Genomic DNA, 18,874 nt, shown 5'->3' on the forward strand with positions numbered 1-18,874 from the left:
AATTTAAAACATAAATTGAAGGAAATTTAATATACGCTGTAAAAAATATTCACGCTCATTTTGTTTTTTCCTTATTTTCATAGCCATATCTGGGAGATCGGTGATGACTCCATTGACATTTTTCCGAATAAAATCGTGTAATGACTGATCTTTATTTAATGTCCAGACAAACAGATTAATTTTTTGTTGCTTCATCTCTGCGATCAGCTGATCTGTTACCCATGCTTCCTCAAGTGATATAAAATCAACTGTTTCATCCATCGGCCCGATGTTTAATGCATAGACAATCCCAACACGTAAGTTTGGCGCTAATTTTTTTAACTGTGACATCATTTGTGGGTCTGATGATTGCACATAATACGTATCGAGCACCTTATACGATTTTAGTTTTTCTACTAACTTGGGTAATACATCTTCCGTTTCTTTACCATGAACTTTCAATTCAATCAGTAAGGAAACATTTAAAGCTTTTGCTATTTCAATAAAATCATCTAAAGATGAAATTTTGTCGTTAAAACCATTTGCATGAATCGTTAATGTCTTTAATTCACCGAGCGTCATATTGGATATAACACCATTTTTACCTGTAAGTCTTCTTAATGTTCGATCATGAAATACAACGAATTGTCCATCTACCGTTTGCTGAATATCGACTTCGATTAAGTCTGCACCTGCACTTGCTGCGCTGACAAGGCCACTGATTGTATTTTCCACATTCCCCTCCGTGTAGCCACGATGAGCAATAATTTTTGTATCTGGTGCATAGACACTTTTCTCTAACGAAATGATATTCATCACACTTAATGCGATGAATACAACCAAAACAATGAATAACAATGGCTTATAGCGCCTTCTTCGAAATTTCGGTGTAAACCTTGACTTGCCTAATGGCGTATTATAGGTAATAGCCACCATTACTTGTGAAATCATTGCTTGCAGTATACTAAATAACACGACGAAAACCATTTCTAAAAAAGCCATAGTAATCCCCGCTGTGACAAGTGCTGTACTCGGTATCAAACGCTCCAAAATATATAATGGCAAGGTGCTTATAAGTGTAATTCCAAGCATTACAAGTAAAAGAACCGTAACTAGCATAGCTAATAATCCAAGGAGTTTAAACAAGCCCTGCTTTGTAAAGCGCCAGCTGTGTATTAATGAACGAAATAATGATATTTTTGGCTGGATTGTAAAGATCGGCAAAGCCAAAATACTGCGTATGCCCACTATTACTAAAATAATTACCACAGCGGCATAAAGTAAACGACCCGAACGACTGCTCATTATTTCATCAGTCAAAAAATGCGGAATGGATATTGCTTGTGTTAACGTTAGTGGAAATATAGATGAAGCTAATGGCAATAAAAATGCAATATAAATAAATAAAAAAATGACTTGAATACTAAAAAATGAAAGTACTTTACGATTGAGTTGTTGCCATATGTGTAGATATCGATATCGAATTTCCCTTTGTTGATAAAAAGCCATTAAAAAAAGAAAGCCCATTTCATAATAAATAACTATAAAAATAAGCAAAATCAAAAGAATAAACATCGAGATGACAAAGGGATGCACCATAAAACTTTGAATATTTTGCTCCGTAATATGTGAGTAGCCCGTTACTCGCAGCATTAGCTTACATACGATAGCCGTCATAGGAACAATTAATAAAAACTGAAATAATTTAATCAGCGCGAAAACCTGTATATAATCGATGCGATACTTATAAATATTGTAGACAGCTTGTCGCATTACTTGTCCCTCTTTGTGCATTTCCTCACCCCAGTCATACCTATCGTATCCCCTATCTTAAGCATCTTTACGATTTTTATAAGCTCTTCCTAAACGATATGTAAAGCCATTTATTTCTAATTGTCTTCCGCTCTAGAAATACAATTTGTTTCATATAATATGCGAGGAAAAATGATAAGATTTCTGTATTTTTAGAGTCTATAAATATTTTCTTGAAACTTTTTTGTATGTAACTCAGTAAATAATACAATCCATACAAAAAAGGGGGCTAATAATTATGAGACAAACAATGTTTAATCTTGGTGATATTATTAGTACAACCGTACTTTTTGTCATTTTCCTAGCGATATTTTTCGTGATGATTAATACGATTAAAAAAATGAAATCGACTGTTCCTTTGCCTCCCCAAGAAACACTTCAGCAAAAAGTAGATGCTTTAACAACACGAGTGACAACACTAGAACATCAAGTGAAAAATTTATCAGAAAGACGCTAGCTTTTAAAAAACGAAAAAACGCTGTAAAGTTTATTCTTTACAGCGTTTTTCATATTCTTATAAAAATATTATGTCAATGAATTAAGATGTTATAGCTCTATTACAAAACGTGGGGTTGATTTCTGTTACGACTGCTCGCTTTTTTCATAAACGATACGGCCATCAACAACCGTATAGGCTACTTTTACTTGTGGAATGTTTTCGATAGCTATTGTAAAAAGATCTTCTTCCAAAACTGTGAAGTCTGCTGTATAGCCCTTTTCAATTTTACCTCTAACATGATCTTGCGCTATTATTTGTGCAGCTCCTACAGTATAGAGCCTTACCGCCTCAAAGCGTGAAATCTTCTCTTCTAGACCGTAGCCGTTATGGGATTCCCCGAAATTTCGTCTTGTTACTGCAGCATATATACCAAATAAAGGATTTGGAACTTCAATTGGGGCATCGCTGCCACCTGCAACAACTAATCCACGATCTAACAGTGATTTTAACGGGTGCAAACCTTTTGCTCGTTCCTCCCCTAGCCTAGCTAGTTCTGCCTTATACTCTCCCTGCACGAATTGGGGCTGCATATCCACTGCGATAGGCAACGCAGCCAGTTTTTCTAAAATACCTTCATCGACCAAGCTACAATGAATAACACGATCTAATTGACCTTCGCAAGGAGGATGGGCGGCAAATACTTTTAAAATTGTTTCAATAGCTAAATCGCCAATGGCATGCACTGCCACTGTTTGTCCATGTTGACGTGCAAGTTGAACATATTCCACTAATTGTTCTGTTGAATGTACAAGCATACCGCAATTGTCTGGTTCATCACAGTACGGTTCACGAAGAGCAGCAGTACGTCCTCCAAAGGCACCATCGATAAAGATCTTCATGGCACCAAACTCTACATACGAAGTAGATACTTCTTCCATCTTGGCAACTTCCTCAAATACCGTGTGGTGTTGTAATAAATGAACTTTAAACGCTTGCTTTGCCTCGACGATTTTCCGAAAAGCATGTATCGGTTGAAGCGGTGGCCCGTAATAGCTTAAATCCTCAGAATGACCACCTACTAAGCCAAATGATTGCAAGGATGTTACCGCCTTTTCAAGAGCGTCCTCAATATACTTGGGCGTAATATGAGGCATATGGTTGACAATCATATACAATGCCGCATCCTTTAAGACTCCTGTAAGCTGTCCATCCACCTTATCAATGACCCCACCTTCTGGAGATGGTGTGTCCTTTGTTATTCCCGCAAATGCCAGCGCCTTAGAATTAGCCAAAATTAAATGATGACAGCTGCGCTTAATGATTAAATGTGCTTCACCTAGGGCATCAAGCTCCGCTAATGTTGGGAAAATAGGATTTTCAAATTGTGTCTCATTAAGCCCTATCGCGATGACCCATTCATTAGCAGGAACTTCTAGCATCCGCTCACGAATAATTGCCAGTAGCTCGTCCTTGCTTCTGACGTTCGAAACATCAATATGCTTTAATTTCTCCCCGTAGCCAATCATATGTAAATGACTATCGACAAAGCCCGGATACATCACATTTCCTTGTAAATGTCTAATAGAAGTAGCTTGTGGCGACAAGCTATCTACTGAGCCTGTCGCCACAATTTTTCCTTCTTTTACAAGGACTGCTTCAACTGTATCGCCAACTTGCGCCATTGTGTAAATTTTTCCACCTGTCCATAACGTAGTCAAAACAATTCCTCCTATGCAATCGCTTCTAATCAATTATGCCTCGGCATAATTGCGTTCGGAAGCTTTGGGCCAACGTGATGTTGGTCACTCAGTCGTGTGTTGCTGTCGCTTCGCTTTCGCACAGATAAATTGCCACAGGACGTGGCGTTCTTAGACTGAGTTCCTCTGTTCAGCTGATGTTAGGACCCCGCTGAAAGAAATTAAATGTGCTCGCTCTAAGCGACGACGAACAATTACGCCAAACCATGCTGCTAGAACCGCTTTCACAATACCTACAACGATAAATGGTGCCGCACCACCCATAAAAGCAGCTGTCCAAGTTAAATCTCCAACAATTTTTAACCAAGTCGTTCCAAACGCCAATGTCACAACCATCCCAATGATGTTCGCAACAATTGCGTGAAAAATTGTAAGCCCAAATTTATCTAAGTATAAGCCCATTATAATTGCCGTAACAAGGAATCCAACAATATAGCCACCTGTAGGACCAATTAAAATAACCCATCCCCCTGACATACCGCTAAATACCGGAAGACCTGCTGCACCAAGTAAAATATAAAGCAGTACTGATAACGTACCAACTCTTGTCCCTAAAATCGTTACGACTAAGCCTACTGCTAATGTTTGTCCTGTAATTGGAATAAGTGGTAGCGGAATCGTTACTTGTGCAAGAACAGCAATAATCGCTGCACCAAATGCCGCTAACACATAATTATATGTACTACTCTTTTTCAAACTAAATGGCCTCCCTTTGTACGTTAACTCATGATGTAAATAAGTTAACACAAAGATAAAGCAAATAAAAACTGTTGTCAATCTATTTTGAAAAATTGCTATAAAAAAAAGAAATTGCTATAGTGAACTAGCAATTTCTCTTCATACATTACCAAAGCGGATCATTGGTAGGATCATCTTCTTGTAAATCAAAGACATATGGTGCTAATTGACGATAATAAATAAGAACTGCCACCACAAGGGAAATAATCCCAATCGTAATATTATTAAAAATAAAATGCATTAAAGAAATAAAAGGAAACGGAAATGCTAAAATGCCACCCATTTGCATAGATTTTTTTGTACGATATTGTTTTTTCCCACAATAAGGACATTCAAGTTGTCCATTTTTTCGGTACATTTTTCGAGCATGCTTCTCTGACCAAGTTTCCCCGCACTCAATGCACATCGGTAGGCCATATCCTTTCTTGATTAGCACACGTTTAATAATAAAGGCAATACCTACGAAAAAACTAAAAAGCAATATACCTCTTACTAAATCGTATTGTAAAAACGTCCATAAGCTCCATGTATCCGTTTCTTGCTGTAAGCTAGCTGCCTGATGACTCCCTGAATTTTTATTGTGTGATAATAAATAACTAAAACCAATGACAAAAATCGTAAATGTTGCTAGTACCACACGATATTGCCACGGGCTACTTCTTCTTTGTTTAGTTTTACTACGAGCTTTTTGGGCAATTGCTTGTTTTTTGTCATCTGTAAGCTTTACATCCTGAAGTTCATTTAGCACATCTTCTTTAAATTGATTCATGGCGTAACACCTCCCAATCATAATCACCGATCGCTGTTGCAAGTTGCTTTCTCGCACGCTGTAATCTTGTACGTATTGTTGCTTCTGGACAACATACGAGCTGTGCAATTTCCACTGTTGTCATATCTTCAAAATAATAGAGAATCAGTACTTCCCTATATGCCACAGATAATGTAAACAAAGCTTCCACTAACTCTCGTTTCGTGGACTTTGCAAGAAATTCTTTTTCAGGCGTGACTGCCGTTGTACGCCCTGTTATTTTTTCAAAGAGTGTCAGTCGTTTACTTTTCCAGCTACGCAAATAATCATGGCTTCGATTGACCGTCATTTTCACTAAATATGTACGTAATGATGATTCTTGACGAAATTGCTCCTGCTTTTGATAAAAGGCGATAAACACATCTTGCACAATGTCCTCAGCCGTTGCTTCATTTTTCACATATAAATAAGCAACCTTTAGTAAATAGTCACCGTGCTCTGCAATAATTTTTTCGATATCCATTTGTTGTCCCACCTTCTTTCTAAACTACTGACGGATGCCACTTCATTTCCGATTCATTTTTTTAAAAAAATTTTTTAAAAGAAAAGAATCTGCCAAACTCCAACGACTGTTCGTTGAAATGCAGCAGATCCTTTATGATTGAATCAATTATACCTCAGCATAATTGCCTCCTCAGCGGATGTTTAGATACCCACTGAAAAAAGTTAAAAATATTTCGCTGAATAGAACGCTTACATTTTAAAATTCGCCAGTACCATCATCTGACCTGTTTATTTACTATTTCCCACATCACTATATTGATTAAAAAACGTGATTTGGTTACGGCCATTGCGCTTGGACGTATACAGTGCTGTGTCCGCATTATGGATCAGCTCTTCGACCGCGGTAATTTGGCCCTGTTTATTTGTACTTACACCAATACTGAATTCCAACTGAACAGTCTCATCATTAATGATTAAGGACAGAGAATTTAATGTTTGATAAAGATTTTCCGCCATTGTTAGAACAGATTCACCTTCCTGTAATTTGCAAAGTACAATAAACTCATCCCCGCCAAAACGAGCAACGATCGACTCAAATGCTTGAAAATAGTCCTTTAATGTAGTTGCAGTTATCGTTAAAGCATCATCACCAAATAAATGACCATTTGTATCGTTGATTTCTTTAAAATGATCTAAATCAATCATCATTAATGCTAATTGCTGATTTTCTACTGAAGCTTTCTCCACCATTTTCTCTGCGTTCTGATCAAAATAGCGTCGATTATAAATATTCGTTAATGGATCAAAGTAAGAAGTTTTTTCAAAATGTTTTTTCTGGTCATCGTACTCCATCTCAAATAATAAATGAGTATAATTTTCCCTTTGAATTTCTAATAAAATGTCAATATATTCCTTTTGTATCGAGCACAATATAAGTTTATTACCTTGCTTTTCTATTAGCTTCACCAAAGAATTGTAGATCGTTTGAAGCATAGCTAAATCATTATTTTGTAAGGCATAGTGCTTCGACTTTTGGTACAAATCAATGGCCTCGCCAATGCGTCCCTGTTTTTCACAAAGTAAAGCATAGGCATTCATAACCTCCAATTGTAGCTTGGAATAAGGTGGTTTCTGAATCGTCACTAACAGCTCTTGCAATAATTCCCCTGCATCATCAAATTCCTCCAGGGAAATTTGCGCAACAGCTAAATTTATTTTTGAATACACAATCCCTGTATATGGATTTTCATGCTTGGTCTCAAAATAATTGGCATAGTATAAGCTCTTTAATGCAAAATCCTTCGCTTTTTGATAGTTCCCTAAAGAGTTTTCTAAGTCGCTCAAATTATTATAAATTTTCCCTATACTATCTGTATGCTGAATACGCTCAGCAATCTTTAGTCCCTTAATCATAAACTCTTTAGACTTCTTTATATGGCCAAACGTTCCCCAATAAATAGCTACAATAATATAATGATGGATTAAATCAATATCATCGCCATATTGAAAGGTTAATTCGCGATACTTCTCAAGTACACTAATGGAAACTTGCAAATCACCTGTTTGAAAATAGCTTGCACAGCTATAACGTAATAACAGGATAGCTTTTTTATACATACCTAGCTCAATAGCACTTTCAATTGCGGCACTACTTAATTCTATATATTCTATAAAGCGATTCGCATCATACAATTCATTTAGTGTAATCCATAGTTCTTCAAACTCCGGTGTGTTCATACCGCCCCTCCTTATATTAACCCCTACTTCTTTAATACTATCTTTATGTGCATAATATTACAATTCCTCAGACTCATTTATTTGCAAATTAATGAGTAAAATTAACCTTAAAATACCATACAGTGATTCATTTCTCCCAAAAAGATAATATACAACCCTGTAAAAACGACTCTTTTTATACTTTAAATATTTACAACAGTACAAAAACTATAATTTCCCAACACTGAAAAAACAAGCCTCTTAATTAAAGAGACTTGCAGAATGTTGGAATGAATAAAAATTAACGTGAACCATCATCTCCATAACTTGGGGTGGCTGGGCGCTTTCCTAGGCGTCAGATGTAGGGTCTCATCTGGAATCAATCATCTAAGAATGATTTTCATTTCAAGTGGACAAGAAAAAGCGTTTGTTTCTTAAGATTCATTAATACCTAATATTTTCTTTAGCTCTTCTGATCTTTTTGGACTAAGTTTTACAGTACCTGAACCTACTTTATACAAATAAAGTGATTGACTGTAACTAACCCAGACATCTACACGAGCTCCCTCTAGTATAAATGAATAATCTGGAGGGGTCCCCATATTCTCAGTAGGCTGCCACTCTGTTTGTCGAAAGAATTGTATGACTTTCTGTTCATTTTGGTTGTTGAGCTTAGTAGTGACTGTTGGTTCACAAATTTCCACATTGTTTAATACCCCGTAGTGTGTGACAATTCCATTTTCATCAATTGACTGGCTACTATTCGATTCTAAACTGACATAATCTCCTTGATGTACCGAAATATTATCCATAATCGGATACCAAGTAGCTTTGGGATACTTTTTCAAGGTTTGCTCTTGCGAAAGGTTTTCTAAGTCCTTCGGAACAACTCCTTCAACAAATAGAAAAGCATTGGATTCTACCTCTACTTTTATAATTGTTCCCACAAACGTAATTCCATGCGAACTACTATAATAATTCTTGATGTCTTTTTGTTCCTGAAACGTTTTTGCCTGCTCTTCGAAATGTTTATTAAAATAGCGGAGAGCATCTTGAGCAGCCATTTGTTGTACTATACCTTTCGGGAAAGTAGGATATTTTTCTTGATAAAAGGTATCAAGCTTTTTTTTAGCTGTATACATCGGTAACAACGGCTCTATATACGTCTTAAAATATTGTTCGACTCCCTTTTCTTTAAAAAGCTCAGCATATTCGGGTAATTGTTGTAGCATTACAAGCTCGTCATAACGCTCCTTGCTCTCAACCTTTAGCTCTGCCTCAGAATATTGAAGACCAAGTGACTTCGCATAATTATACGTGGCAACTACCCCCTTGTAGCGTTCAAATGCCTCTTTTGTATAAAATTCCTCGTCTTGTTTGCTCCAATTAATGCGTGTGATTTTTTCAAAATGAGTAAACTCTGTATCGTTAAACAAGTTTGCCGATTGTTTCGTTTCCTTACTTAGAATTTGTACCATGACAAATCCAACTAAGCAAAACGTCACAATTGCCGTTAAAAGCGCGAAACGAACGGGTTTTTTAGCTTTGATATTCTGCTGTTGTAAGACACGTTTTTTGACACGTTCTTTACTCTCTTCCATGTCCCCTGCTACTTTCACCAATTCCTTTTGCCATTCATTCATGTCCAAGCACCTCCCATTCTTCCTGCTGTAAATGAGACTTTAAGGCTTCTCTCGCCCTTTTTAACCTTGTTTTCACTGTGTTTTCTACAATCCCTAGTACTTGTGCTATGTCGGCAATCTTCATTTCCTCATAATAGTAAAGGATGATTGGCTCTCTATATATTAATGGAAGCTTTAAAATAGCTGCCCCAATATGCGATCTTTCCTCCGCTTCAATCAGTGTATCGCTCTGCATGTTTGCCTTCACCGGAAATATTTTTTCTTGTAAAATTAATTTTTTATAATGCCAGCTTTTTAAATAATCCTTGCTTTTATTAATCGTCAACCTTGATAAATAAGCATGTAGCTGTCCACGCTCTTCATAATCATGCTGTGAAAATTTGATAAAAACCTCCTGCACGATGTCCTCTGCCGCGTGTCTATTTTTCACATAAAAATAGGCGAGACGCAATAAATGTTCTGCATGTTCATCCATAATTTTTTCAAGTATGCCGTCCACCTCCCCCTCTTACACTATAAACGACTGCCATTCACCGACCGTTTCACCATTTTTTTAAAATTTCAATTATCGTATTGACCTTGGAGCATACTCCAATGTTAGGATAAGTTTAGGAGGTGAGGTGCTCACATGCTTATCAAACAATTTGCAACTAAGTATAATTTATCTACTGATACCGTACGTTACTATGAAAAAGAAGGATTACTACACCCAAATAAACGGGACAATGGTTATCGGGTGTATGATGTCACTTGTGAACATACAATAAAATTTATTTTAGTATTAAGACAGCTCGGCTTTACTTTACAAGAAATCAAACAGCTTCTGACACTGGAGCAAAAGCCAATTTCAAATGTCTGCAATCAACAAACATCTCAGCTATTCTCAACAAAGATTACCCACATTGAACAGCAGTTATTTTTTTATCAGCAGGCACTACAATCATTACAGCTCACACAAACATTAATGGCTGAAGGAAAATACGCAGAAAATAAGTTGGTCATCGGCTCACTTATCGAGGATATGTATAATAAATTACAAGAAGGAAGTGGTCATCATGAAACTACGTAAAATTATCTCATTAGAATATTTAATAGCATTTTTAGTAAGTATATATTTCTACTGGTATTTTGAATTTTCGTTCCTATATTTTATTCTGCTTTTATTACTACCGGATATAACGATGTTAGGCTACATAGTAAACACTAAAATAGGCGCGTTATTTTACAATATTGGCCATAGTTTAGTCGTACCAGCTATTCTCTTGATTATAGGCTTTGTCACAGTATCGACCCCGCTACTAATGGCCTCTATAATCTGGCTTGCTCATATATTTTTAGATCGTACGTTAGGCTATGGTTTAAAATATGATGAAGACTTTACTAAAACTCATTTACAACAAATAGCTTAAGTTAGAAGTTGCGATTGTATCGATAGGTTGGATCAGCGATGTTCGTGGTTTATCAGCGATTCTTGCTCTTTTATCAGCGATGTTTGTGGTTTTATCAGCGATTCTTGCTCTTTTATCAGCGATGTTCGTAGTTCTATCAGCGATTCTTGCGCTCTTAGAAATTTGCGTGTTAATGGCATATGGATATTGGGGTATACAAACTGGGAAAGGCATGTTTTCCAAGATTTTACTTGGTATTGGAGCACCGGCTTTTTTCGTAGTTAGTTGGAGTTTGTTCGGTTCACCCAAAGCAACATTTCCATTGAATGGGATTTCGCATTTTATGTTTGAATTTGTGATATTCTCTTTAGCCGTTATAGCTCTGAATGCAACTGGACGAACACAATTAGCTATTGTATTTGCCATACTCATCATCATTAATCAGATATTATTGTCTGTATTTCATCAACGCTAAAAAATCCACGTTTTTAGAAGTGGATTTTTTAGCTTTTTTGAAGGTACTTGTATATCGTTGTAAGGTTAGCTTTCATACCGTTTACTCCCTTCCATTCCTTATAATCTTTAGGTAGATCAAACTCAGCAATAAAATCTTCCAGTGACAATTTTAGGTGAAGAGCTTCTTTTGCTCGGTGAGTCATGAAAAATAAATAATCAATTAATGTATCGCATAATGTCAAATCTGCCACATTACCATGACCAGGTACAATTATATTTATCTCAATTTGTTTAACTTGCTTTAATATCGTCAAAAATTCTTCATGGTTATAAATCGGTACATGTAAATCTTCTGTCGCTAAATCACCCATAAACGCTATTTTTTCTTTAGGTAGGTACATAAATGTATCACTCGGTGAATGTCCTCCGCCTAAACAGTATAATTCCACAGTTCTATCGGAACCGATGATAGTCAATTTTTCTTCAAATAACAAGGTTGGTAACACAATTTGTAATTGAGATAGGTCATCTAACACTTTCGACATTTCTTGATATTGGTTGATCAAACTCGCTTTTATAATGATGTCTTCTGTTGAATCGATTTGATTTTTTAGCTGAAGGAGGTAATGATTCATGTCCTGCTTTTCCTTCTCATAATCTTCAATCTTATTTTTTTCTTTGCATAATTTCTCCGTTACATATGTAGAAATAATCGTTGTATCTGAAAATGCTTGATTCCCAAAAACGTGATCCCCGTGATAGTGACTGTTCATCAAATACTTTACTTTCTTACTCGTTAAACTTTCAGCTTGGCGTCTTAACTCTTCCCCCGCTGAAGGAGTACTTAGCGAATCAAAAACTAGAAGTTCGTCACCTAAATCAATTATTCCTGCATTACTCCAAGCACCTTGACCTGGTTTAGCTATCGCAGCAAATACACCGTCACATAAAGTATGCAATGTAAAATATTTCGTTTCTACAATCTCCCGCTCCATTCTAGCTCCCCCTAGAAGTTTTTACATATTATAGCATTCATACTAGAAGATAAATCAATGTTTCGTGAAATAAAGTTGTTTAATTTATTATCAATACCTAAATTGTAAAAAGCCATAAAAAATAAAGGGTGATATATATTAGTTATCAATAATATGTATCACCCTTTTACTTCTTGTCAACAATCGCTCCTTATAATGGAATAACGAACATACTTTATTAATTTTGAACCCTTTCCATTAATCGCTTTAATTTATTTTCTGTATCCGTTTCCTCTACTGGTGTATAGACACTGCACCGTAAATCCATCTCACCTTGAACTTGAAGAGAAGTTAAATTAAACAACATTTTGCCTGCTTTAGCATGTCTGAATTCAATTATCATTTCTGGAGCTTTACTCACTTGACTTTCTTGCCACAAATTCTGAAATTCTGAATGTGAATGACTCATTTCATTAATAAATTGGTTGTACCATTCATCGCCTAAATAGTGTCCATAATAGGTACGGAAAATAGCAAGAAAACCTTTCGCAAAATGCTCCCAATTGACGGCCAATGCTTTGAATTCTTTTCTAGTGAACACTAATCGAATCAAATTTCTTTGATCATTCGGTATTTGTTCAAAATCTAAAAAAACATGAGCAGCTGCCGGATTCCAGCCCACTATATGGCAATGACGATCTGTAATGATAGTTGGACAATATGTTAATTCAGTTAGTATTCGCTTTAAAGAAGGGCTAAGCTCTGATTGATTATTTTTTTGATTTGTAATTTCTGATTTTGTCCCTAATGCTAGGTCATATAAGTAGTCTCTTTCATCATTATTTAATTGTAGAGCTGTGGAAATGCAATCAAGTACGATTGAAGAAACTTTTATATCTCTTCCTTGCTCTAGCCATGTATACCAAGTGGTACTTACACCTGCTAATTGTGCAACTTCTTCTCTTCGTAATCCAGGGGTCCTTCTCCGGTTTCCAGCAGGTAAACCAACAGTCTCTGGCTTGATTTGAGCACGTTTAGCTTTTAAGAATGTCGACAAAGCTTCAAGCCTAGTATTATCATTCATTTTTAAAACTCCCCATCTTATCAAGTTATTCTATTAGTAATTATACCAGGATAAACTATCACTTGTAATAGGATAAAAGAGATGTAAAATACAAGTAAATCATTTATTTGGAGGTATAAAAAGTGGAAAGAGTTGTGATTACTGGTATGGGGATCGTGTCTCCTTTAGGAAACAACATCCAAACATTTTGGAACAATTTGATTAATGGGGAATCTGGTATATCCACTATTGATACATTCGATGTTACTAATCATAAGACAAAAATTGCAGGTAACGTCCAAGGATTTGATGCAATTGAAGTTTTAGGAATGAACGCAGCTAAACGTTTAGATCGTTTTGCTCAATTTGCTTTGGCGGCAGCTGAACAAGCTTGGGTAGATTCTAAGTTAGACCTTGATTGTATAGATGTAGAAAGGTTAGGCGTATATGTAGGCTCAGGTATTGGGGGAATTGAAACCTTGATTGAAAATATTGATGTGCTTAGACAGAAAGGGCCTAGAAGAGTTAGCCCGACCCTAGTACCTGCCATGATTTCTAATGCTGCTGCAGCACAAATTAGTATCAAGTGGAACGCAATGGGACCTTCTATGTCGCCCGTTTCTGCTTGTGCAATTGGAAATACAGCTATTGGTGAAGCCTTTAGACTAATTCGTTCTGGAGAAGTTGACGTTGTGTTCGCAGGTGGAACTGAGGCAGCTATAACAGACTTATCAATTGCAAGCTTTAGTAATGCTACAGCAATATCAAGAAGAAACGATGACCCCACTAAAGCTAGTCGTCCTTTTGATGAAAAACGAGATGGATTTGTCATGTCAGAAGGAGCTGGAATTCTAATCTTAGAATCTTTATCTCATGCTTTAGGTAGAGAGGCAAAGATTTATGCAGAAGTCATTGGATACGGAGCAAGTTCAGACGCACACCATATCGTAGCTACTCATCCGGAAGGTAAAGGGGCCTACCTTGCAATGAAATCAGCTTTAAAAAATGCAAATTTATCGCCTGAAGAAATTGATGTTATTAGTGCCCATGCAACAAGTACAAAAGTTGGAGACATCTCCGAAACGATGGCTATTAAGCAGCTGTTTGGTAAACAAGCTTATCAGATTCCAGTAACAGCTAATAAATCTATGCTCGGTCATATGTTAGGGGCAGCAGGCGGGGTTGAAGCAATTGCTTTAGCAATGAGTTTAAAGGAAGGTATAATTCCTCCAACAATTAACTTAGAAAATCCTGATCCATTATGTGATCTCGATTATGTACCATCTATTGCTCGCCAAGTGAATATAAATACGGGTCTGTCAAACTCATTCGGTTTCGGAGGTCATAATGCCGCTATTGTTAAAGAAATACGAGTGAATAAACTATCTAACCGTTTCTTAAGGAAATGGTTAGATTTATTCCGTTCAATGGCCCGTTTGTTGAACAAGTAGAAAACGGAGTACCCTTAGATTTTCCTATGAGCTTTTGAATTGCATCCGTCCACGTTTGTGGACTAATGCTTATTTAGACTTCAATATTATATAACTTTATTGTTATTACACAATCAAGACAAAAAGAAAATCCACTCTTTTTTCAAAGTGGATTTCCTCATATTAAATAAGTCGCTTAATCTTCGTTTCATATAACGCAACAATTAGTAAGCCACCAAGTATAGGGATTAAAGAACTAAAGCTAAAATAAAAACCTTCATCATTGTATTGTCCTAAGAAATGAAATTGTAGCCATGGAACGCCATATGTTTCACCTACACCGTATAAAAAAACTGTGCTAAATAAAAACAATGCGAGACATTTTATAAATTCATTTCTTTTCATTACCATTCACCTCATTTAACGATGGTCATTTGTTTTGCATAGGCTACAAGATCTTCGATTGTTTGCTTAGAGTCTACAATAAACATGCTATATTGATAGCCGTTTTCCTGCCAGCTAATACAATGGAATTTATTCTCGTCCATTACAGTGCCTTTTTGACCTCGGATGTCCATTTCTTTTTCACCTTTAATAGGCTCTACATTCTTAGCATTACTATTTGCTTTAAAAACTGTTACTGAAATATCTTGCTGACCATTCTTCGCATAACTAAAAGTATACTCTGAACGATCTTCTATCCCTTTATCTAATGAAATTTCTTCCAAAGTTAGTCCATTTCCTTCTGGCACCATTAAAAATTCGCCAAGTTGTTCTTTCACTGTATCCAGTGTCACTGATTCAGATTCGGGTACATCTATTTCTTCTACTTTTGCATCCTTTGGAATATCAAGTGTAAATTGTGCTTCATCAATTTTTGCATTTTCATCCATTTTTGTATACTCTGTTATCATTTTATTTCCAGCACTATTTGTTATTGTTTTTAATGTTACCCATGTTTTTTTATCGACCCATACTTCAATATCACCTATTAAAGTATCATCTTTTTTAGCTTTCGCTACAACTTTATACGTATCTCTTCCAGCAATCTTCTCCTCTCCTGCCATTTTCACATCATGTGTATCCTTTACTGAGTTAAATAGTAATTCTAATTGGTCTCTTTGTGATGGGATTTCGTCTAACCCACCTTTGCTAATATCTATTTTATGAACAGTATTTTTAACAACATCATACATAATTACTTGTGAGCCATCGTTGACTGCGATGCTATGCTCACCATTTTCAGCTGTTGACTCAATACGTCGTTTACCATCTTTAGTCCAATATTTGACTTGAACTTTTCCACCAGCCTCACCCAAATCCATTGCGTATTCACCGTAATAAGCAGGTGGTTCTTTCGTTTCCTGTAATGCATGATCAATAATTTCCTGCGGTGAATATGACCCCTCTGTATTACAACCTACTAAGCTAAATGTTAATGCGGCAACTAAACCTGCTGCACGTAATGATTTTTTCCAATTCATTATGAATTCTCTCCTTTAAATAGTGGCAGCCAGCAAAGTACAGCTGTTCCATAGCCTTCTTTCGATACAAGCTCTACTGTCCCACCGTGTTTTTCTATTATTTGTTTTGCTATATTTAATCCTAGTCCAGTGCCGCGCTCCCCAGCCTTTGTTCGTGCTGTATCTGCTTGGTACATGGGCTCGAATAACTTCTCAATATCCTCTTTTTTGACACCTTGCCCGCTATTTTGCACAATGATATACATACCGTTCTGCTTATTCAGTGCTGGCGATACAAAATCAAAGCACCCTATAGGACACTGTCCAGCATTCACGGCTGCTAAACCTATCGTTGTACCTACCGCTCCATAGCGCCAAGCATTACTCATTAAATTGTCGATCACCCGTTGAAGCTGCTTCGGATGCACTGCATACATACCCGCTATGTCACAAGTAACTTCAAGCATAAATCCTTGGTCTTTGCATAGCTGATCATAATCAGACAGTGCCATTTCAAAAAACTCGGCCCCATCAACTGCAACAAGTTCTAAATGATAGCTTGTCGATTGCAGTAAAGTGTACATTAGTAAATCCTCTAACATATGCTTCATCGTTTCAGACTTTGTTAAAATAATCTGTCGATACTCGTCTTGTTGTTCTTCTGATAACGCCTTGCTTTGTAAAGATTCAGCATATGCTTGAATAGCTGTAAGAGGTGTTTTCAAATCATGGGAAATACTTGCAATCATTAACTCCTTTTGCTGTTGTTCAGCTTTTAAGTGAGTACGAGCAGTTTCAATTTCGTCCTGCATGGCAAGAAAGGTTTGAGCAAGTTCTCCAATTTCATCTTTTCTTGCCACTAAATTTGATTCCACATGCTCCCCCTTTGCAAAAGCACGCATTTGCCGCATCAGTTCATGTAACGGTCGATTTAATTTACGGTTAAGCAGCATTATAACTGCAAAATAAATAAGGAGAAATAATACTATAGAGCTAGCTATTACAAGCCAAGAACGACTTTCAACACCTTTTACCCAATCCGTCCTAACTAATTGAATCTCATAAACCCCAAGTAATTCTCCATCTTGATAAACAGGTTCTTTATAAGTAAAGGCATTGTAATTTTGCTTTAGCTCATATAAACCTTTAAAAATTCTTTCTCTAGAATCAAACACCTGTTTCAATGGATTTGAGGAATACAAAATCAAATCTGATTTCGAGTAAAGAGTAATTGCAAGATGCTCATTCGTTAGTGCTTCAATATCCTTTACATCCGCATTTTTTGTATAATACTTGGGATTTTGCAGAACAGACTTTACCTGATTAAGCTCTGTTAATTTTTCGAAATACTCACCAACGTTTTTATCTTGATAATAGGCATTAATCCACACATAAAGGCTATAAGCACCTGTTATCGGTAAAACCATCACGATGAAGAAAGTGATGAGTAACCATGTTTTAATCTTCATAATAGTTCACCGATAAAGCGGTAACCCTTGCCCCATACTGTTTGTATATAATACGGTGATTTTACTGGATCATTTAGCTTTTCCCGTAGTGCCTTTATATGTACTGTTACTGTATGTGTTTCATCTACGCTCGCCTGTTGCCAAATATGCTGATAGAGCTCTTCTTTTGAAAAGGTTTGGCTTGGATTTTTCGCAAGTAGTTTTAACAGAGCAAATTCCTTCTGTGTTAAGGCAAGTTCTTGATCATCAAGGCGCGCTGTTTCCTTTTGCCAATCAATTTTTAAGCCGTGTGCAAAGGATGCTACATCTTCTGCTATTTCTTTTTTCGTATAACGTTTCCAGCGACGTAAGTGTGAGGCTACACGTGCCTTTAACTCCTCTAAGCTAAACGGTTTCGCTATATAATCGTCAGCGCCCTGCAAACCCTCAACCTTATCTGCCTCTTCCTTACGCGCACTCATCATTATAATAGGAACATCACTTTCCCAACGAATATTTTGGCAAACCGTCAAACCATCCATCTCAGGTAACATCCAATCGACTAACACCAAATCAAACGTATCGGCTTGAAAATCAGCTAGCCCTTCAAGTCCTGTTGTTGCCCAAGTAATTTGGTATCCTTCTTGCTCAAGCGTATCCTTCACAATACGTCCTATCGCCGTATCATCCTCAATCAGTAATAGCTTTTCTCTCATCTGTTTTCCTCCTGTACTAACCTTACTATGTAAAAAGACATTTTTTCTGAACTTTATACTTTCTTTATAATTACCATAGATTTTGTTATCCGTCACTTCTCGTTTTTTATCCGTCGTTCGGGATGAGCTATCGGTCGGCGCGAGATTTTTCCGTCGCCTTTTCATCCGTCGTTTAGATCGAGCTTCCCGTCACTTCTCCTTCTCTATCCGTCGTTCTACCCGGACTTTCCGTCGCCTTCTTTCCCATCGGTCGTTCTGCTCGGGCCTTCCGTCGCTTCTCCTTTTCTATCCTCGTTCTACCCAAAATGCCCCTCAATTCTTATCTACAGCAACTTCAAAAACTCCATTTCGAAAAAGATTGTTCAATATGGAGTTACTCTTTTAGATAAGTATGAAATTTTTAGTAAAAAAGCTTGAGCGTAGAATCCATGGATGAACTACGCATAGTATTATGACTAGCCCCAACTCTTCCAATATAAAAACATGTGAAGATTTATCAAACCCCATACCTTTTAAGTCTTCGCGGAGTCTAATACTTGAAGAATATACAGTGTCTATATCACGTGTTGGATAGTTATTTTGCGTATAAATCTCTACCGA

Annotated in this window: 20 protein-coding genes; 6 read left to right on the forward strand and 14 right to left on the reverse strand. The window is 36.7% G+C overall.

Translation table 11 applies throughout. The features are described 5' to 3' along the window. Window positions 1-3: 3 nt before the first annotated feature. Complete coding sequence (locus ACYQ73_RS13585) at window positions 4-1,773, reverse strand: glycerophosphoryl diester phosphodiesterase membrane domain-containing protein (RefSeq protein ID WP_460012976.1); 1,770 nt, start codon at window positions 1,771-1,773, stop codon at window positions 4-6. Between the two features lie 256 nt (window positions 1,774-2,029). On the opposite strand from ACYQ73_RS13585, the gene ACYQ73_RS13590 reads away from it, so the two are divergent. Then, window positions 2,030-2,248 (forward strand): hypothetical protein, encoded by a 219-nt coding sequence (locus ACYQ73_RS13590; RefSeq protein ID WP_460012977.1) that lies wholly within the window; start codon window positions 2,030-2,032, stop codon window positions 2,246-2,248. Between the two features lie 125 nt (window positions 2,249-2,373). Here the strand turns inward: ACYQ73_RS13590 and ACYQ73_RS13595 are convergent, their stop codons facing one another. The 7 genes from ACYQ73_RS13595 to ACYQ73_RS13625 all read right to left on the reverse strand — a co-directional run bounded on the left by ACYQ73_RS13595 (window position 2,374) and on the right by ACYQ73_RS13625 (window position 9,835). Next, on the reverse strand, window positions 2,374-3,948 hold the full coding sequence (locus tag ACYQ73_RS13595; RefSeq protein WP_460012978.1) for an amidohydrolase: 1,575 nt from the start codon (window positions 3,946-3,948) through the stop codon (window positions 2,374-2,376). Window positions 3,949-4,098: 150 nt separating this feature from the next. Beyond that, window positions 4,099-4,683 carry a biotin transporter BioY gene (locus ACYQ73_RS13600; protein WP_460012979.1) on the reverse strand — a complete coding sequence of 195 codons (585 nt, stop codon included), beginning with the start codon at window positions 4,681-4,683 and terminating at the stop codon, window positions 4,099-4,101. 148 nt (window positions 4,684-4,831) lie between these two features. After that, window positions 4,832-5,494: a TIGR04104 family putative zinc finger protein gene (locus tag ACYQ73_RS13605; protein ID WP_460012980.1), complete on the reverse strand. Its 663-nt coding sequence runs from the start codon at window positions 5,492-5,494 to the stop codon at window positions 4,832-4,834. Further along, a complete protein-coding gene (locus tag ACYQ73_RS13610) occupies window positions 5,481-5,996 on the reverse strand; it encodes a sigma-70 family RNA polymerase sigma factor (RefSeq protein ID WP_049666144.1) in 516 nt (171 codons plus the stop codon). The genes ACYQ73_RS13605 and ACYQ73_RS13610 overlap by 14 nt, the downstream gene beginning before the upstream one ends. A 269-nt stretch (window positions 5,997-6,265) precedes the next feature. Then, entirely contained in the window at window positions 6,266-7,714 is a 1,449-nt protein-coding gene (locus ACYQ73_RS13615; RefSeq protein WP_460012981.1) for a GGDEF domain-containing protein, read from the reverse strand. A gap of 413 nt (window positions 7,715-8,127) precedes the next feature. Further along, window positions 8,128-9,336 carry a hypothetical protein gene (locus tag ACYQ73_RS13620; RefSeq protein ID WP_460012982.1) on the reverse strand — a complete coding sequence of 403 codons (1,209 nt, stop codon included), beginning with the start codon at window positions 9,334-9,336 and terminating at the stop codon, window positions 8,128-8,130. Further along, window positions 9,329-9,835, reverse strand: coding sequence for a sigma-70 family RNA polymerase sigma factor (locus tag ACYQ73_RS13625; protein WP_460012983.1), 507 nt, complete (start codon window positions 9,833-9,835; stop codon window positions 9,329-9,331). Before ACYQ73_RS13625 ends, ACYQ73_RS13620 begins: the two co-directional genes overlap by 8 nt. Before the next feature lie 129 nt (window positions 9,836-9,964). On the opposite strand from ACYQ73_RS13625, the gene ACYQ73_RS13630 reads away from it, so the two are divergent. From ACYQ73_RS13630 to ACYQ73_RS13640, 3 genes are all read left to right on the forward strand, one after another. Continuing rightward, window positions 9,965-10,405: a MerR family transcriptional regulator gene (locus ACYQ73_RS13630; protein WP_460012984.1), complete on the forward strand. Its 441-nt coding sequence runs from the start codon at window positions 9,965-9,967 to the stop codon at window positions 10,403-10,405. Continuing rightward, a complete protein-coding gene (locus ACYQ73_RS13635) occupies window positions 10,392-10,745 on the forward strand; it encodes a DUF4260 domain-containing protein (RefSeq protein ID WP_460012985.1) in 354 nt (117 codons plus the stop codon). Before ACYQ73_RS13630 ends, ACYQ73_RS13635 begins: the two co-directional genes overlap by 14 nt. A 79-nt stretch (window positions 10,746-10,824) precedes the next feature. After that, window positions 10,825-11,199 (forward strand): YrdB family protein, encoded by a 375-nt coding sequence (locus tag ACYQ73_RS13640; protein ID WP_460012986.1) that lies wholly within the window; start codon window positions 10,825-10,827, stop codon window positions 11,197-11,199. A 28-nt stretch (window positions 11,200-11,227) separates the two neighbouring features. Here ACYQ73_RS13640 and ACYQ73_RS13645 read toward each other — a convergent pair whose 3' ends face one another. Together ACYQ73_RS13645 and ACYQ73_RS13650 are read right to left on the reverse strand one after the other, a co-directional pair. Continuing rightward, on the reverse strand, window positions 11,228-12,175 hold the full coding sequence (locus tag ACYQ73_RS13645; RefSeq protein WP_460012987.1) for an MBL fold metallo-hydrolase: 948 nt from the start codon (window positions 12,173-12,175) through the stop codon (window positions 11,228-11,230). 217 nt (window positions 12,176-12,392) lie between these two features. Then, a complete protein-coding gene (locus ACYQ73_RS13650; protein WP_460012988.1) occupies window positions 12,393-13,238 on the reverse strand; it encodes a helix-turn-helix transcriptional regulator in 846 nt (281 codons plus the stop codon). Between the two features lie 122 nt (window positions 13,239-13,360). On the opposite strand from ACYQ73_RS13650, the gene fabF reads away from it, so the two are divergent. Continuing rightward, window positions 13,361-14,668 (forward strand): beta-ketoacyl-ACP synthase II, encoded by a 1,308-nt coding sequence (gene fabF / locus ACYQ73_RS13655; protein WP_460012989.1) that lies wholly within the window; start codon window positions 13,361-13,363, stop codon window positions 14,666-14,668. A gap of 162 nt (window positions 14,669-14,830) precedes the next feature. On the opposite strand, the gene ACYQ73_RS13660 is transcribed toward fabF, so the two are convergent. From ACYQ73_RS13660 to ACYQ73_RS13675, 4 genes are read right to left on the reverse strand one after another with little or no spacing between them, the layout of a single operon-like run. Next, on the reverse strand, window positions 14,831-15,052 hold the full coding sequence (locus ACYQ73_RS13660; RefSeq protein WP_460012990.1) for a hypothetical protein: 222 nt from the start codon (window positions 15,050-15,052) through the stop codon (window positions 14,831-14,833). A gap of 11 nt (window positions 15,053-15,063) precedes the next feature. Further along, window positions 15,064-16,131: a LolA family protein gene (locus tag ACYQ73_RS13665; RefSeq protein WP_460012991.1), complete on the reverse strand. Its 1,068-nt coding sequence runs from the start codon at window positions 16,129-16,131 to the stop codon at window positions 15,064-15,066. Continuing rightward, window positions 16,131-17,579, reverse strand: a complete 1,449-nt coding sequence (locus ACYQ73_RS13670; RefSeq protein WP_460012992.1) for a HAMP domain-containing sensor histidine kinase — start codon at window positions 17,577-17,579, stop codon at window positions 16,131-16,133. Before ACYQ73_RS13670 ends, ACYQ73_RS13665 begins: the two co-directional genes overlap by 1 nt. Then, on the reverse strand, window positions 17,576-18,274 hold the full coding sequence (locus ACYQ73_RS13675) for a response regulator transcription factor (protein WP_460012993.1): 699 nt from the start codon (window positions 18,272-18,274) through the stop codon (window positions 17,576-17,578). Before ACYQ73_RS13675 ends, ACYQ73_RS13670 begins: the two co-directional genes overlap by 4 nt. 82 nt (window positions 18,275-18,356) lie before the next feature. Between ACYQ73_RS13675 and ACYQ73_RS13680 the strand changes: the two genes are divergently transcribed. Further along, a complete protein-coding gene (locus ACYQ73_RS13680; protein WP_460012994.1) occupies window positions 18,357-18,659 on the forward strand; it encodes a hypothetical protein in 303 nt (100 codons plus the stop codon). Window positions 18,660-18,874 lie beyond the last annotated feature (215 nt).

Source organism: Lysinibacillus sp. CTST325 (assembly GCF_054665055.1).